Origin of the sequence: Xenorhabdus szentirmaii DSM 16338, from assembly GCF_002632585.1 — a bacterium.
In the GTDB taxonomy this organism is placed as follows: Bacteria; Pseudomonadota; Gammaproteobacteria; order Enterobacterales; family Enterobacteriaceae; genus Xenorhabdus; species Xenorhabdus szentirmaii.
Genome location: NZ_NIBV01000001.1, coordinates 1,732,117 through 1,749,229, shown reverse-complemented (window position 1 = coordinate 1,749,229; position 17,113 = coordinate 1,732,117). Strand labels below are relative to the sequence as shown.

12 protein-coding genes are annotated in these 17,113 nt (G+C 42.6%); 4 read left to right on the top strand and 8 right to left on the bottom strand.

From position 1 onward, the window contains the following. Positions 1 to 418 precede the first annotated feature (418 nt). Positions 419 to 2,848 (top strand): penicillin acylase family protein, encoded by a 2,430-nt coding sequence (locus tag Xsze_RS07965; RefSeq protein WP_038235556.1) that lies wholly within the window; start codon positions 419 to 421, stop codon positions 2,846 to 2,848. Between the two features lie 74 nt (positions 2,849 to 2,922). Here Xsze_RS07965 and Xsze_RS07960 read toward each other — a convergent pair whose 3' ends face one another. Continuing rightward, entirely contained in the window at positions 2,923 to 4,269 is a 1,347-nt protein-coding gene (locus tag Xsze_RS07960; protein WP_038235558.1) for an NCS2 family permease, read from the bottom strand. A gap of 1,488 nt (positions 4,270 to 5,757) precedes the next feature. On the opposite strand from Xsze_RS07960, the gene Xsze_RS07955 reads away from it, so the two are divergent. From Xsze_RS07955 to glk, 3 genes are all read left to right on the top strand, one after another. Continuing rightward, positions 5,758 to 7,326, top strand: a complete 1,569-nt coding sequence (locus tag Xsze_RS07955) for an AbgT family transporter (RefSeq protein ID WP_038235560.1) — start codon at positions 5,758 to 5,760, stop codon at positions 7,324 to 7,326. A 131-nt stretch (positions 7,327 to 7,457) separates the two neighbouring features. Further along, positions 7,458 to 8,720, top strand: coding sequence for a DUF1479 domain-containing protein (locus Xsze_RS07950; RefSeq protein ID WP_038235562.1), 1,263 nt, complete (start codon positions 7,458 to 7,460; stop codon positions 8,718 to 8,720). Between the two features lie 142 nt (positions 8,721 to 8,862). Next, positions 8,863 to 9,831 (top strand): glucokinase, encoded by a 969-nt coding sequence (gene glk, locus Xsze_RS07945; protein ID WP_038235564.1) that lies wholly within the window; start codon positions 8,863 to 8,865, stop codon positions 9,829 to 9,831. 116 nt (positions 9,832 to 9,947) lie between these two features. Here the strand turns inward: glk and Xsze_RS07940 are convergent, their stop codons facing one another. The 7 genes from Xsze_RS07940 to Xsze_RS07910 all read right to left on the bottom strand — a co-directional run bounded on the left by Xsze_RS07940 (position 9,948) and on the right by Xsze_RS07910 (position 17,110). Continuing rightward, a complete protein-coding gene (locus Xsze_RS07940; protein ID WP_176553653.1) occupies positions 9,948 to 10,475 on the bottom strand; it encodes a nucleoside 2-deoxyribosyltransferase in 528 nt (175 codons plus the stop codon). 119 nt (positions 10,476 to 10,594) lie between these two features. After that, entirely contained in the window at positions 10,595 to 11,767 is a 1,173-nt protein-coding gene (locus tag Xsze_RS07935; RefSeq protein ID WP_038235566.1) for a hypothetical protein, read from the bottom strand. Positions 11,768 to 11,776: 9 nt separating this feature from the next. Then, positions 11,777 to 12,862, bottom strand: a complete 1,086-nt coding sequence (locus Xsze_RS07930; protein ID WP_051462316.1) for a GNAT family N-acetyltransferase — start codon at positions 12,860 to 12,862, stop codon at positions 11,777 to 11,779. Position 12,863: 1 nt separating this feature from the next. Next, entirely contained in the window at positions 12,864 to 13,703 is an 840-nt protein-coding gene (locus Xsze_RS07925) for a hypothetical protein (protein ID WP_143707576.1), read from the bottom strand. A gap of 35 nt (positions 13,704 to 13,738) precedes the next feature. Next, a complete protein-coding gene (locus tag Xsze_RS07920; RefSeq protein WP_038235571.1) occupies positions 13,739 to 15,124 on the bottom strand; it encodes a P-loop nucleotide/nucleoside kinase family protein in 1,386 nt (461 codons plus the stop codon). Next, positions 15,114 to 15,965, bottom strand: a complete 852-nt coding sequence (locus tag Xsze_RS07915; protein WP_038235572.1) for a hypothetical protein — start codon at positions 15,963 to 15,965, stop codon at positions 15,114 to 15,116. The genes Xsze_RS07920 and Xsze_RS07915 overlap by 11 nt, the downstream gene beginning before the upstream one ends. Continuing rightward, positions 15,962 to 17,110, bottom strand: a complete 1,149-nt coding sequence (locus Xsze_RS07910; RefSeq protein WP_038235576.1) for a DegT/DnrJ/EryC1/StrS family aminotransferase — start codon at positions 17,108 to 17,110, stop codon at positions 15,962 to 15,964. Before Xsze_RS07910 ends, Xsze_RS07915 begins: the two co-directional genes overlap by 4 nt. Positions 17,111 to 17,113 lie beyond the last annotated feature (3 nt).

Here is a 17,113-nt window from a genome sequence, read left to right as displayed (position 1 = left end):
ATTTTGTAATGCATCCAGCCACATATTCAATTTGCTGTTTTTCATATTGCTCCCACGCTTTTTCGGGAAATGAGATAACGACGGCAGAAGTAGATTGTCGATTTTATCAACAAACTGAGCCGAAGAGAAAACAGTTAACCAAAAACGTACCTGAATTAACAAAACTCATTAATGTCCAAGAAGTTAAATGAGGTTATTTTCGTCATATTAATCAATAAAACTCAAAGAAACGGCTTTTCCCATTCCTGAATCATTTTCCAAAATAGCGCTAAAACAGAACGATAAACTGCTCCAGCCAAGCAGATAACGTCAATAGCATTAAAAAATGAAGCACTCAAATTAGATATAGCTGAAAACCATGATGATCCAAAAAAGAGCGTATCGACTGAATGTTAATAATCACTGAGGAAAAGAAAATATGATATTTGAAACGATAAAAATAAAACCGTATTTTAAAATATTTCTCCTTATTATCATTTCTTGCTTACTCACTGCTTGTATTCACTCTACGTCCACAAATAAAACTCACCCCCATGCAGAAATACGCCGTACAAGCTCAGGTATTCCACATATAAAAGCTAAAAACTGGCTTGGATTAGGTTATGGCTATGGTTATGTTCAGGCGCAAGACAATCTTTGCACGATGGCGGACTCCTTTCTGACTTATCGCGGGGAACGTTCTCGGTATTTTGGCGGGAAAGCCACACTGCTTTACGGCGGAATAATCAGTAAAGTGCAAAATCTGGACTCCGATTTTTATCATCGGCATGTTCTTTCTGAAGAGATGCTAAATCGCATGATCCAAGCCCAACCAAAAGAAGTCAAACAGCTTGTTTCTGGATTTACGGCTGGCTATAACCGCTATCTTCGCGAATTACCTCTTCACCCTAAAGCCCACCAAGCTTGCCGCAATAATGACTGGGTTCAGTCCATTAATGAGCAGGATATTTACCTGCGTATGTATGCCGCAGCATTCGCAAAGGGATATAGCTTAATGTTAACCAATATTGCTAATGCCCAGCCCCCAAGCTTATTATCAACGGCCAAGACTTCATCTTCACCTGAGCTAATCGCGCCTTTCCACCTGAACAATCTGGAAAGCAAAGGGATCGGCAGCAATGCCTATGGATTTGGTACACAAGCCACCCATTCAGACTCCCCTTTGTTATTTGGCAATCCTCATTGGTATTGGTTTGGCCCGGACCGATTCTACCAAGCTCAGCTCACTATCCCGGGTGAACTTGATGTCAGTGGTGTTTCATTCTTGGGTATTCCCATCATCCAAATTGGCTTTAACGAGAATATCGCTTGGAGCCACACTATCTCAACGGCATCACGCATGGGTTTTTACGAACTGAGTTTAGCGCCTGATGATCCTTTGAGTTACCTCCGGGATGGCCAGAAAATCAAAATGCAGGCGAATACGATTACCGTTCAAGTTAAACAAGATCCTGGCGTTTTGGTTCCCGTTACCCGTACATTGTATAAATCAGTATATGGTCCTCTGGTCAATCTTTCCCCATTACGGTGGGATACAAAAAAAGCCTTTGCAGTTCGCGATATCAATCAAGAAAACTTTCGCATGTCGCGGAACTGGCTACGCTTGAATAAAGCCCGTTCTCTTGAAGAATTCATGGCTATCCAAAAACAAGAGTCAGCCATGCCTTGGGTGAATACCATCGCCGTTGGCCGTGACAGCAATAAAGCCTGGTATGCCGATATAGGTGCTGTTCCTAATGTTTCTCCGGAACAAATAAAAAGTTGTACTACACCGTCCCGCCAAGCCCTGGCAAATCAATTAACGTCAGGCACCCCATTTTTTGACGGTTCACGCAGTGAATGTGATTGGCAAAACGACCCTGACTCCGTTCAAACTGGCGCGATAGGCCCATCCCGGATGCCCAATTTACTGCGTGCTGATTATGTCGCCAACATGAACAACAGTTATTGGCTCACCAACCCTCAATCTCCATTAACAGGTTATCCTGTGATCTTTGGCTCAGAAGGCAGTGAACCTATCAGTATGCGGGCTCGTCTGGGGCATCTCATGGTGCAAGAACGTTTGCAGGGTCTTGATCAATATCCGGGGAAATACGTTGACAATGAAATTCTCCAGAAAATGACCTTGAACAGTCGTGCTCTGACAGCTGAATTGTTCAAATCACAATTACTGGAGAAAATCTGCCACTCACCACTGATTGACGTACAAGGTGATACGCTCAATGGCATAATTTACCCTTCTCCACGACGCGTTGATGTTACCGAAGCCTGCCATATATTAAGCGACTGGGATAATAGTGGTAATCTCTCCGCACGCGGAGCCCATATTTGGGATGGTGTTTGGAACCGTTTACAAGGTTTACCGGAAGCTACATTGTTTGCCATTCCCTTTGACAAAAATGACCCATTAAACACGCCACGTAAATTACATGCTGACAGAGAAACACTCCAACAAGCACTGGGGGCTACCGTACTGGATTTAACTCACCGGGGGTTACCGCTGAATGCACAACGGGGTGACTATGTATATTTGATACGGGGTGATAAACAAATTCCTTTATATGGTGGTTGTGGCAATGTTGGTTATTTTACGATTGCTTGCGTTGAAAATATTGATGTGAAAAATAGCCAGGACTATGGCAACAGTTACCTGCAACTTGTTAGTTTTCCAAATAATAAAGTTGAAACTTATACGTTATTGTTAACTTCATTGTCAGATGATCCTGCATCTCCACATTATAGTGATGGCACTTGGAAATATAGTGAAAAGCAATGGTTACGCTTGCCATTCAGAGAGTCTGAAATTACCGCCGATCCAAATTATCAATATTTTATTTTGGCAGATTAATACTGGGTGTTGCTCGACAAAAACAGCATAAAGGGGCATATAAAACCCCTTTATGCTTGTACATTCCCGTTTAATCAGATAGCCCAATTTCCGGCATAAAATACAACCAATACAATAGCCAGAATAACTGTACCGATATTCAACTTACGCCATTCACCGGAAAAAATGCGGCCTGCAACCAATGCGCTGAAACCCAGCATAATGCCGGTAACAATATTACACGTCAGCACAATAAACACAGCACACAATAAACCCGCCATTGCACTGACAAAATCATCAAAATTCAGTTTTCGCACATTGCTCAGCATCAATAGCCCCACATACATTAAAGCCGGGGCTGTTGCATAGGCAGGCACTAAATACGAAAGCGGGGACAGGAATAAAATCAGCAGGAACAAAATACCCACCACAGAGGCCGTTAAACCGGTTTTCCCCCCAACCGCCGTTCCAGCGGCAGATTCAATATAAACGCCAGCCGGAGAAGAACCGATGGCCCCGGCGAAAATGCTACAGGCAGAATCTGCGGTCAGCGCTTTACCACCATCGATAATTTGCCCTCTTTTATCCAATAAATTGGCCTGACTTGCGACTGCCTGAATCGTGCCTGTTGCATCAAATATGGCGGTCATGACCAGAGCCAACAGACTCGGTAACACAGCAGGCTGCAACGCCCCCATAATATCCATGCTGAACATCAGGGATAACCCATCTTCCCCTAATGTCGGTACTTTGAAAAATCCTTGATATTTTACCGCAGGGTCAAAAATCAGGCCGATAATTGAAATAGCAATAATGACCAACACAATGCCACCGGGGACTTTCCTGCGTTCAAGCCCAATAATTCCCGCTAATCCCAATAATGTCATAACAACAGGGAAAGCCGTCAGCGAGCCAAACGCAACAGGCAGGCCTTCATTCGGGTTCTTAACCACCAGCCCGACACCATTTGCAGCAATCAGCAGCAGAAACAGCCCTATGCCAATACCAGTACCATGGGCGATATCCATGGGAATATTGCGTAAGATCCACGCCCGCACACCTGTCACTGAAATCAAGGTAAATATGCATCCCATCAGGAAAACAGCGCCAAGAGCCACAGGAATACTGACATGTTGCCCCAATATCAGACTGAATGCGGTAAATGTACACAATGAAAGTGCACAACCAATGGCCATAGGCAAATTAACCCATAACCCCATCAATAACGAACCGACGCCCGTTACCAGGCAGACAGAAATAAATACAGCAGTATGAGGAAAGCCGGCTTGCCCAAGCATACCCGGCACCACAATAACGGAATAAACCATCGCCAAAAATGTTGTTAACCCTGCGAGAAGTTCCTGACGTACTGTCGATCCACGTTCAGTAATTTTAAAATACTTATCGAGTTTGCATTGAGTTGGTGCCTGCATACCAGACATGTTTTTCCCCTGATTTTGTTGAATAATTCAGTTTGAAGATCGACCGCTAAGCCTTACCATTCCCCCCTGAACAACCTCACGATAAACGATTACGCCACAAAAAAAGCAAATCCGCTGCTGCATTCGCCGATCCAGCCATTCGTTTGCGCAATCGTTTGGCTTTTTGGGTAAAAAAAGGGTGAGAGAATTTGAAGCGAATGATTATCCGGTGAATCAGGGAGAAGAATCAAGTGATAATCACAAAATTTGTGCGGGATCTGGACTTGTTGATATTGAATTCACGCTATTTTCTATAGAACATCTTTTATTTATATAAATTCTCACACTCAATGAAATTTAATCTATTTCCTTATGGACAATAAAATGAAAAATTGGATAACACTCTGCTTTTTTACTGTTTTCAATTCTGCTAACAAGATGCACTAAAACTCTCTGGGAAAAGAATAATATTATTGAAAAAAAGATGCTGAAGAGAATATATTAGAAGATAAAATAGTTACAGCATTTGAATATAACAATGTAGCTATAACTGGAAAATCAGAAAAAGGAGAAAGCATTGACCTATCCTTACCTAAACAAGGGGTAGGCTTTGTTGGCAACAAGAATATCTACTTCATCACAAAGGGAGGTGATGAACTTCTTAAACTCAATAAGGCGACTGAAACACTGCCTTTATCCTTTATAACTGATGGAAAATACCTTAGATTCGAATTAATCGAAAGTGACAATAAGCATATCAATGGAAAATTCAATAATAGGCTGGAAGTCATCGTCAAAAAAAGTATCAGTGAATTAACAGAAAAACAAAAAACCTATGCTGAGGAATTGGGTTTTCGTCAATGGAATGAAAAATACTACAATAAAATCAATGTAGAAGATATTATCATAAACAATAAATCCATTAACTACCCCTCAGAAAAAATAACTTCCTTGAACAAAGAATATGAACTCCAATTCTATTGTGTAAAAACAGGAAAATCCTTTCATCCCGAAAGATTACTTCTCAACACGCTCGCCACCCCATTAACCCTGGCTGGTGATATATTAATTCTTCCTCCCATTTACTTACTGGCCATATTCTCTGGTGTTGGCTATAGATAAGTTTTCTAATTTCCGCGATGATTGCAGTCATTTAGGCAATTAACTTTAACAAGATTAAATTAAATTACATTGAAAAACCACAAGGATATTTTAAATAATTACACACCAAGACAGAAAAATAAAAATAGTAAGCATTTAAAAATTTTAAACTTCATTATAATAATCCATATCTTCAATGACAGGATTATCACGTAATCACTAACCACACTCTCAGTTTTTTTCACTAATACATTTTATATCCTGATCATATTAAATATTATTATGTGAATGTAAACAGTATTATTCAAAAACAAATAACGTGAGATAGAGCTATATTTTGCAATCATCATTTAGTCAAAATTAAAAACATTATGTAATGTCCATTTCTCCTAATAAAAAGGAGAAATCATGTTAACTAAAAACCAAAAAAATAATCGTTTTCTAAGGACGGTCGAGTGGCTGGGTAATGCACTTCCCCATCCTGTTATTATTTTTATCATCTTAATTGCTATTCTGTTGGTCGCTTCAGTTGTCGGAGCCTATCTTGATGTTAATGTTATTGACCCACGTCCAGAAGGTGCCAAAGGACGAGCTCAAGACGGGTTGATTCATGTTGTCAGCTTACTTGATGCTGATGGTATTCGCAGGATCTTATCCAGTCTGGTCACTAACTTCACGAACTTTGCCCCATTAGGCACCGTATTAGTTGCCATGATGGGTGTTGGTGTTGCAGAGCGAGCGGGGTTACTTTCTGCCTTGATGCGCTTGGTCGTGATGAAAGCACCACGGAAACTCACGACATTGGCCATTGTGTTCGCCGGTATCATGTCAAATACTGCGGCAGAATTGGGTTATGTTGTGTTAATTCCATTGGCCGCGATTATTTTCCACTCTCTTGGCCGTCATCCGCTGGCAGGGCTGGCAGCGGCATTTGCAGGGGTTTCCGGGGGATATTCCGCTAACTTGTTATTGGGTACCGTCGATCCCCTTCTTTCTGGCATTACCCAGCAAGCCGCCCAGATTATCGATCCAAGTTATGTTGTTGGCGCTGAAGCGAACTGGTATTTCATGTTTGCCAGTACCTTCCTGATTTCTATTCTGGGCTATTATGTCACTGAAAAAATCGTGGAACCTCAACTTGGCCCATATAAAAATGAATTGGATCAGGATGAAAACACGCTAATAAATTCAGCAGAAGTCACCGCTCTGGAGAAAAAAGCACTCGTCGCGGCATCACTGACTTTTATTTTCATGAGCGTCTTCTTAATATTAAGCGTTGTACCTGAAAATGGCATTCTGAGAAATCAGGAAACAGGCTTAGTCAGTAACTCTCCCTTCTTAAAATCCATCGTGGTGTTTATTTTCATCTTCTTTGCTATTCCGGGCATGGTGTATGGTTTCATTGCCAAAACAATGAAATCCAGCAAAGGCGTGGTGGATGCCATGGCACACGCCATGAGCACGTTGGGCTTATATCTGGTGATTATCTTCTTTGCTGCACAATTTGTTGCTTTCTTTGACTGGTCTAATATTGGTCAAATTATTGCGGTGAAAGGTGCTCATTTCCTTAACCAAATTCAGTTAAGCGGCGGCCTGTTATTTATGGGATTTATTATTATTTGCGCCTTTATCAACCTGATGATTGGTTCAGCATCGGCGCAATGGGCTGTTACTGCGCCGATTTTTGTTCCGATGTTGATGCTGGCAGGTTATTCGCCAGAAACTATTCAGGCTGCCTATCGTATTGGCGATTCAGTCACCAATATCATTACACCAATGATGAGTTATTTCGGGCTTATTATGGCGATTGTCGTGAAATACAAGAAAGATGCCGGTATCGGAACACTCGTTTCGATGATGCTGCCTTACTCTCTGATCTTTATGCTGGGTTGGTCACTGTTCTTCTATATCTGGGTGTTTATTCTGGGCCTGCCCGTCGGTCCCGGTTCACCAATTTATTACAACCCTGCAAGCTAAAACGATAAAACTTATGCCCTGTTTTTTTACAGGGCATTGGTTAAAATTGAAGCGTCCTTACTTAACTGACTGTCCAATGCCCATTTCATTCCATCTGCATAAGAAATTAGGGTGAAAAAATAGGAGCTATAATGGATGCATCATTTACGTCTATGGCTTTCCCTGAAAATTACCGACAAAAAATTCGCCTGATGAAACAAACCATGCGCAAGCAGATTGGCGATGTTGAAGGCCTGTTCGAGCAAGTTTGCCGAAAAATAGAACAAGAATTGTTTGCAGCCCGGGAGGATGAAAAAAATTCAGGCAGCGCCTGGCCTGAAATCCATTGGCGTGATCTGGCCGAAAATCGTGTTACAGAAGAAACCATACAAAAAATTAAACGCCGTGGGTGTTTAGTCGTCAGGCAGAATTTTTCCCGCAATACCGCGTTGGACTGGGATAAATCAATGCTTGATTACCTCCATTTAAATCATTTTGATGATGTTTATCAGAACGCAGGAGATAGCTATTTCGGCAGCCTTGACGCCTCCCGACCAGAAATTTATCCCATTTATTGGTCACAGGCACAAATGCAGGCCCGGCAAAGTGAAGAAATCGCTCAAGTGCAATCTTTTCTCAATCGACTGTGGAAATTTGAGTCAGACGGAATACGTTGGTTCGATCCTGATATCAGCATGATTTATCCCGATCGAATTCGTCGCAGGCCACCCGGTACAACGTCCAAAGGGCTGGGTGCACATATGGACTCCGGTGCATTGGAACGCTGGCTACATCCCGCCTACCAAAAAGTATTCAGGCATATTTTCAATAATCGATTTACAGATTATGATCCTTGGGATGCCGCTTATCGCCCTGAAATCAATGAATATGAGCAGAATAATACTACACGATGTTCAATTTTTCGCACATTTCAAGGCTGGACAGCACTGTCCGACATGATGCTCAACCAGGGGCTTCTGCATGTCGTTCCCATACCGGAGGCGATGGCTTATTTATTGCTGCGTCCTTTACTAAAAGACGTACCTGAAGATGAGCTTTGCGGTGTTGCTCCCGGAAAAGCATTGCCAGCTTCCGAAAAATGGCACCCTCACCTCATCCAAAGCCTGTTCAGTATCCCGTCCTTGCAGGCGGGAGATTCCGTTTGGTGGCATTGTGATCTCATCCATTCTGTTGCTTCCGTGAAAAACCAGCAAGGTTGGGGAAATGTAATGTATATTCCCGCAGCGCCCCGGTGTGACAGAAACCTGACTTATGCGCATAAAGTGATTGAATCACTGAAAAATGGGACATCTCCGGCTGATTTTCCTCGTGAGGATTATGAAAAAAACTGGGAGAGCCGCTTTACTGTGGCTGAGTTAAATGCCATTGGCCGACGTGGGCTTGGCTTGCGTTAATCCACCAACCTAAAATGGCGGGTTTTCAACGGATCATTTTTATGCGCCTTTATGCCCGTCCTTGTGTAAAATCGCCTCAATTCGGCTTTTGACAGGTTCTATCAGGATATAAACCGTTTCGTAAGACTTAAGGAGATAAACCATGACAACTTATGCCCTTGTAGGCGATATCGGTGGTACAAATGCACGACTGGCATTATGTGATGTAGATACTGGGCAACTGAGTGCTGTCGAATTCTATCCCTGTGCGCATTATGCATCGCTTGAAATTGTTATCCGCCACTACCTGAAACAACAAAACTGTGAAATAAAATACGGCTGCATCGCTATCGCTTGCCCTGTGACAGATGACGTTATCAGCATGACCAACCACAGCTGGCGTTTTTCTGTCAGTCAAATGAAAGCCTCTTTGGGATGGGAACGGTTTGACGTTATTAACGACTTTACCGCTGTGTCCCTCGCAATTCCGGTTCTTGGTGCCGGTGATACGATCCAGATTGGTGGGAAACAACCTCAGCCCAAGCGCCCCATCGCAGTTTATGGTGCAGGGACAGGACTGGGCGTCGCCCACCTGATTCATACGGGAACTCAGTGGATGAGCCTGCCCGGTGAAGGCGGCCATGTTGATTTTGCGCCAGACAGTCAGGAAGAAGCCCATATGCTGAATGTATTGCGGGAAGAATATGGTCATGTCTCTGCCGAACGTGTTCTTTCCGGGCCCGGATTAGTGAATATTTACCGCTCTCTGGCGAAATTGAACGATCAACCCGTGGAAAACTTAAACCCTCGCGACATTTCTGACCGTGCACTGAAGGGAAATTGCCCGGCCTGTAAACAAGCACTCGCCATTTTCTGCTCGGCATTGGGTCGTTTTGGCGGGAATCTGGCTCTGAATATTGGTGCATTCGGTGGCGTTTATATTGCCGGTGGCATTGTCCCGCGCTTCCTTGATTTCTTCCAGAAATCGGGATTCCGCAAAGGTTTTGAAAGCAAAGGGCGATTTACCAACTATTTGCAGGATATTCCCGTCTATCTGATTACCCATGATAAGCCGGGATTGCTGGGCGCTGGCTCTTATATCCGTCAATCACTGGGTAAAGCGATTGGGTAAATAGAATCAATATCTCTTATCTTCACTCATGCTATTTATTTTTTAGCATGAGCAACTTTCAGATCGAAAACAAATTACAACCCACCTACTTTGGTAGGTGGTTGTCTGGCCTGATTTTATGCAGTAGCTGAATATTTCAGGCTAGCTGTCTTTTCTATTATGGATTGCATGGTATGGATTAATATCGCGGGGTCATGCTCAAAATCATTCAGGCAGATATGATGAACCTGAGCAACGGCGGATAGCCCTTTTAATAAGTGGCTGGCAGAATGGCAAAAGGGTTTTTCAGTAACCAGGATAATCGGGCGATTTAAGGCTGAAGCCCAACCCAATTCAATATGCGTGCCATCTGTTCTGATGAGTTGTTTCTGTTGTCGGCAGGTGGGCAAAATAGCAACAAAAATATCACACTGTTTCATCCACTGGAGATCCCGCTGCGAAACTTCCTCTGGGGTAAATAGGTGTGTGGCTCCACCAAACTGCTCTGTGCGATGGGCTGAAAAAACTTCTGCACCGAGTGACTCTAATTGATAAATGGCAGATTTAATGTGGGCCTGTAAATCGCTGTCCAATGCCCTTAATTTCAGTGCATGTTGAATGGGACCACCAATAAATACATTAAGATTGGAAAATAATTTAGACACAGGATTACCTCTTATAGAAATAAGATTACATGTTTATCCATAGATGATAATGGCTTCTTTATGAAAAAATCATAGATATAACAACATGAACAAACGCAGTTTTCATCATTATTTTATCTTCAAGCCATACTATTATTTTTTATTTTTTGATTGAACAATATATTTTCAATGCATTCAGAAATAATGTCATTGTTATTTTTTGATTCATGATAAAAATGAGTGTTATTTTTTTCTTTTGAAAGGAATTGGCTAATCATATCCATAGCTCTTTTTCTTTCTGTGGGGCTATTAATAAATAAATCATTGCATTTTTTAATTAATGCCAACCCCTCTTTTTCTGGCAGATACCGGGGAATATCAGGATAACCATATTCAGGTTGCCATAAAAAACCATGTTCATGACCATAATAGTGTTGTAGATAAACATCTAATTGTAATTGCTGACTATAATTTTGTGGCGGTAAGAAAAAAACATCTTTATTGAGAGTGACACACTCATAAAATGTGGTAAGGCCTGGATTGGCCAATACCTTGCGGGCACGATGTAATTTCTGTAGAAACTCATGTCGTGAAAAACAGCCAATATCAACATGAGGATGTGTTTGGGCAAACATCTCTGCCAGATTGACGATCGTTTTACCCCCGCCAGCTATCGTAATATGGGGTTCCTGTTGCAGATAAGGAATAGCCAATAATTCTGCCAGGAAGTGGTAATAAAAATCCGTGGTATCGGCGTAGACAGTATCAATACCACCCAGCGTAATTAGCACCCCTTCCGGGGGAGAGTCATCCATCATGTATTGTTGCAGGGTACTGTGGAGGATCGGGGGTATCACTTGATAATCACCCAGTTTATCCTGAAACCGTTCAATATTGTGTTCTATTCCGTGAAAATCTTGAATAAACGTTTTTTCCGTTTGGTGTAGATCAACATGAAAATCATCCCACATCCAAAATAGCGTATCGATATAGATAATAGGCGTGTTAAATTTCGAGACAAAATCAATCGAATGTGGGTTTGTATTGCTGATATATAAACTTGCCCCTGAAATAAGCTCAGAATAACGTGAAAGATCCGAAACGGAAGTCGTATTACACTCATAAATCGCATCAAATAAGCCGGATGTTTGACCTAATTGAGAAGAGGTAAGTGTGCCTAATAAAATAAATTTAGTGTCTGACATTAATTTACTGCGATTTTTTAATTTCTCTACCACGTTTAACGTGGTAGAAATTGGCCCAAAGCAGAATGGATCTGCATCAAAAATAATATATGGTGAATTTTCTAGCATATTATTTCCTCATAAAGGAATATTTACATTTTCTATATCAAATTGTTTAGTATAAGGACAATATAAAAACGTACTGCCATGAAGATTATTAAGGTGAAATCGTCCCGAAAGATTGAGATCCTTTGCCATTAAATGGGCCAGGAAAATATTATGCAAATTTTGATGGGAAACTATAATCCGCATAGAAGACATTGAGAGTTCATCGCCAATTTGCATGATAAAACGATGAATTCTATTGGCTGCATCCGTTACTGGTTCTGAATCTTTGAAAGGCGAGTCAAGCGGAGTGTGCAGTAACCGCCAGGCATAATCTTCACCATAACGATGCGGGATCGCTTTAAGCTTCATGCCAATCAGTTCTTCTGGAAAGAATTCACACAATGCATCTGTTTCTTGCAGCAAACAAGAAGGCGTGCTTGAACTGAATGCTTTGGCGGTTTCAAGTGCCCGGCGTTGAGGTGAAGTATAAATAGTCTGCCATGGAAATTCCCCCAGTATTTGTTTACCGATTTTTTCAGCCTGTTTGACTGAGGCAGCATCAAGGGCAATTAAATTATCTTCAGGGCAATAGTCCAGATGATCAAGCGGAATAATTTGTCCGTGCCTGATCCAAAGTATTTTTAGGGGAAGTATGGGACCACTGTAATGCATGCGATCACCTGCTTGATGGCTTGACAGCCCGTGAGATTGCCAAAAAAGGTTGGCTTTTTTACCAACATCGGTTTCCAGATGAACCTGTGTTGCGCCGTGGCGGCGTCCCCATTGCAACATGGCATGCCATAATCCATGCCCCATCTTTTGGCGTTGATATTCATCCCTGATATAAAATTCAGCAATATTCAGGGTCACTTTTTCTTCCCGTTCAAGATACACATTGGCTAACCCTGCCAATTGCCCGGCATTCAGCAACAAAAACAACCCTCTGCCACCTTGCAGGATACGTTGCTTAAGGGTTGTATGGTTTTCTTTTGCCATCTCTTCTTCGGATTGATCGCCAAAAACTTCTGGCCAATGGCGTTGAAAATACTCGCCATAAAGGTGAAGAAATGCATTCCATGAAGAAGATTGAGGGGTAACTTGTTTGAGCTCTAACATTTTACTGACTCCATTCAACTCTGGGTGAACTGAACATCAACATAACCTTTTCACACCATTGGTGATAATTTGTACTGGAAAGCCCTTTTTCTTGCCGTGGTTCAGCAAGTAAAGGCTGAATCAGCCCCAGACGTTTAAGTAATGTTTGCAAAGAGGAGGAACACTGCCCCCAATTCAATACGGTACGGTAGGGGCTCGACTGGTAAGCAACGTACAGTGAAACATCGCGTATATCATCTTCAATGGCACTGGTTTTTAGACAGTCCCTTAATACTGAAAATTTTTCTTCAGCCGCAGTGGAAAAGATTGTCAAAATATTTATGACCGATGAAGGAACCGATTCCCTTCCTGTTAGACGAAGGCGTAATGCTCCTCCGGTACCAATAAGTTTGTTGCCATTGAAAGAATAATACGCGGCACTCACATGCAAAATCTCTTGCAGGCAATCTTTCCTGCCATAGCCCTGAGAAAGATCCAGAAATACGTGAACCTGATGGTTGTTTTGCATTTGCCGCAAAAATGCCAGACATCCCGGATCAATATAGCCCAAGGGATGAGCGAGAAGTACGGCACAGGGTTGTGGCCGGGCAATCAGCATTTTCATCAGGGCTTGGATATCTGCCTGTAAAATCATACTGGCTTGTGCCGGCGGTAAAACAGGGTAGAAAAGTGGTTGCCAATTTGCAGCGTAAACGGAATCAACCATACTTTGACATATCCACTCTGGCAGCAGGCAGTAACCCCGGGGCGCGATGGCCTGTAGATCCACATAGAAAAAATCTCGTACTGAGCGGCCATAATGGATCATATCTTCCAACCGCGTGGGATTTTCCGAAGACACGATATTTTCCGCAAACACTCTATTGTGGCCGGCCATCATGATGTAATCCTAAAATGAAGCCGTTCAATATATTGATTGGCTAATTGGTCATAGAATTCATTGTTCCTGCCCCAGAGATCAACCTGAAGGCCAGTATAAGGGCAGTAAAGCATTTCCAGATGACTCATCAGACAATGAATTCCCATTAGTCTTTCCCTACCCTGATCACTGCAACCCCATTTAGCGGCATACCATTGACCGGCGCCGTTATTTAGCATCAATGACCAGGCACCGGGTATATCCTTACCATCATAGGTAACAGCCAGATGGTAATGATGACTTTTGGATAACAGGCCGGGGAGATATTGGAGATCTTCACGGTTCAGACTGCGCATATCACTTTGCTGCGCCACCTTCCAGCTTCTGGAATCGACATCTAAAGCGTCCTGCCACAGTTGTTCAGTTTGCCCAGAGGTACTGTAACGAGTGACGGTCTTGTAGTTCCGTGCTTTTTTGAGACTGCGTTTTAATCGTGTTGAACGTTGGATCAAAAAATCAGTCACCGTTGTCTGAGGAGGAATATTGATAATGGGCGCTAACCATTGGCTATCTACAGAGCACCGTAATCCATGCCGTTGCACGAAATGCCGCAAGTCACGACAGGCATGGGAGTCTGCATTTAAATATTTAAATACAATGGGTTGAGATTGCTGTTGTAACAAAGCGAGCAATTCGATTTCTTCTTCAGCCATCAAGGTGAAATCAAAGAAAATATTGCTTTGCCACTGCTGGTGCTCTTCTTGCCAGACTAGGTCAATATGCTTAAAACGCTTACATTTTGGGTAACGCAACTCCGTTCCCAGCCGCCATAAGTGAGAAGTCGTTGGGTTGGCAAAAACATTGGTGGACACAGGTTGTTGCATAATATCCTGGCCTATCCGTTCCACAATCCTGTCTGTGGAATATTTCGCGCTATCCAATAAAGTTTCATAGGATAAATTGTCACTCCACAACTTATCCTGAGCCACTTCACTGATACGGGAATTCGGCAAACGATCTTCAACAGCACGTTCCTGATTACGGGTAAGCAGTGTTTCTTCCGGCGCAACAAGCCGATAATGCAGAATTCGGGCATTTTTTTGGGTAAACAGGGAATGAATGGCATCAATTTCTTCAGGATAAATAAATACACCATCCAAAATAATCAGATCACTGCCGGCATCAAGGCAATCATCAGCAACCTTTAACAGCCGCAAGGTATCTTCTATGATAATTTTTTGTGTGAGGTATGTGCGTGGCTCAACGAAATGATGAAAAGTATCCCACGGTAAATAGGAAACCGTCAGCCCCTGTGCCAACATCGTTTCTTTCAACTGATGACATGTGGTGGATTTGCCACTTGCCGGTGTTCCTCTAACAATAACAACGGTTTTATACTTCATTGCCCAATACCTTTGCTTGCCAGCCCTGCATGATATCTACAATCGAATGCGCGTTAAAAATAGTCTTATAATAATCATCGTGCCCCATTTTAGCGACACGATGTATGAGCTGTTTTGCCGTTAGGCGCAATTCAATTTTATGATTGCTGTTGCCCAAACACATTTCTTTGCCTTGAGTATTGGGTGCTGGATGGTAGAGTAATGTTCTGCAATTTTGCCCAATGGCACGGTAATAAATCTGGATTGCTTTTTCCTGCGTTGTATTTTCCACAAACAAAGCCTGTTTTGGCAAGATACCAAGGGCCGCACTGAGGAATTCAGGGGTATAAAGGGCAATATTTCGGTAATACACATCCAGTATCATTTGCTCTTCGTCGGTTCCTTGCGGATAAGTGGCACCCGGTTTTTTAGCATAAAGACCGTATAACATGGATTCCGGTAAAACTGTCTTGATGTGGGGAACCAACTGATCAATGTGCTGGCGAACTTTATCTTCTGATGTGTCTACCCAATGAATTGGGGGTAAAGGGATATTAAGTTGCTCTAAAACATAAATAATGCCAGCCTCCAACCACTCCCTCATTGTCTTATGATTGGCCTGTTCAGGTTCAAAATGCAGTAAATCCGCCATCATGATCGCTTCATAAGACTGAAAATAGAGATAAACAGAGGCATTATGTTGTGAAGCAATGATTGCCGGCAGCAGGGAATCAATCAAATCCTGCAATGAAAGCCGGGACGGAACGCCTTTTGCATAACAGATACAGGAGCCTCCCAACACATATTGGGCAGGCTGATTGTCAGTGTTGAGTTCGGTGCAAAAAACACTGTTTAATATCATGATAGATTACCTTCCATTACCCATTGCAAGACATTTTCATAAATTCCGTTATCAATGGGCACGGGCAAGCAAATACGATCAGCCACAATGGCAGAGTGTTTCTCTAATTCTGGCACAGGAACCGGCTTTTGTTGCAGGCACCAAGGGAAACGATCAGAGTAAGGAGAAAGTTGATTTTTTATAATCGGGTGATTAGCTAAATCCCATGCTTTCCAATCATACAATAGTGTTGAATTTAAACGTTCTGTCGGCAGTTTACTGCGTTTTAACCAGACAGACACCGGTATCGTCCCTTCTGGCCGTGGGGAAACCCAATCTGTAGGAAGATGTTTCAGAATTTCTTGGTAACGCGCTATTAATAAGGTGTAAAGCTGTTCAAAATTTTCCAATTGCTCAATCAGCAATGCCGCTTGTATTTCGTTGAATTTATTGTTGTCACCAAAACCAATGCTATTACTCCAGTCTGGGTAGCCCTCAGCGGTACGCTCTGCTCCGTGGTCAGTCATCATGCAGGCATTGATAAACAGGGGATGATTTTGGGCAATCAGTAAGCCCCCTTCACCACTGCTGATTAATTTATTCGCCTGAAAACTGAAACAACCATACTCTCCAAACGTACCGACAGGCTGATTCTGGTATTTCACCCCCATTGCCTGTGCACAGTCTTCAATCAGATGCACACGATGGTGTTGGCAAGTCTGGGCTATTTCAGCTATTGAAGCGGGAGTTCCTTCTAAATGAACAGCAATGACCGCCAGAGGTTTCGTCTCCATTTGATCCAATGTGCGGTTTAGCGCTTCCGGACACATCATGCCATTGTCATCAACATCAACGAGAACAGGGATTAATCCGCAACTCAATACCGCATTGGCCGTCGCGATAAATGAGATGGAAGGAATAAGCACACATTGCCCTATCTTGGGCCTCAACCCAAGCAGGGCAGCTTTAAGCGCGACAGTACCATTTGTAATCAGGTTGACGTACTGGGTATGCAAAATATTTTGCAACAACCTTTCTGCCTGAAAACAATATTGGCTTTCTGTGGCATACCTGAACACCGCTTTATTATCAAGGACAGTTTGCAAGCGGGATTGTACATTGTCTGCAATCTTGGTGTTACCGAGATAAGGTCTAAGATATGACATATT

Bases quoted from the DNA above. Each gene is read 5' to 3' on its own strand.
- Xsze_RS07965 (WP_038235556.1), top strand. From the start codon at position 419: ATGATATTTGAAACGATAAAAATAAAACCGTATTTTAAAATATTTCTC.
- Xsze_RS07960 (WP_038235558.1), bottom strand. From the start codon at position 4,269: ATGTCTGGTATGCAGGCACCAACTCAATGCAAACTCGATAAGTATTTT.
- Xsze_RS07955 (WP_038235560.1), top strand. From the start codon at position 5,758: ATGTTAACTAAAAACCAAAAAAATAATCGTTTTCTAAGGACGGTCGAG.
- Xsze_RS07950 (WP_038235562.1), top strand. From the start codon at position 7,458: ATGGATGCATCATTTACGTCTATGGCTTTCCCTGAAAATTACCGACAA.
- glk (WP_038235564.1), top strand. From the start codon at position 8,863: ATGACAACTTATGCCCTTGTAGGCGATATCGGTGGTACAAATGCACGA.
- Xsze_RS07935 (WP_038235566.1), bottom strand. From the start codon at position 11,767: ATGCTAGAAAATTCACCATATATTATTTTTGATGCAGATCCATTCTGC.
- Xsze_RS07930 (WP_051462316.1), bottom strand. From the start codon at position 12,862: ATGTTAGAGCTCAAACAAGTTACCCCTCAATCTTCTTCATGGAATGCA.
- Xsze_RS07920 (WP_038235571.1), bottom strand. From the start codon at position 15,124: ATGAAGTATAAAACCGTTGTTATTGTTAGAGGAACACCGGCAAGTGGC.
- Xsze_RS07915 (WP_038235572.1), bottom strand. From the start codon at position 15,965: ATGATATTAAACAGTGTTTTTTGCACCGAACTCAACACTGACAATCAG.
- Xsze_RS07910 (WP_038235576.1), bottom strand. From the start codon at position 17,110: ATGTCATATCTTAGACCTTATCTCGGTAACACCAAGATTGCAGACAAT.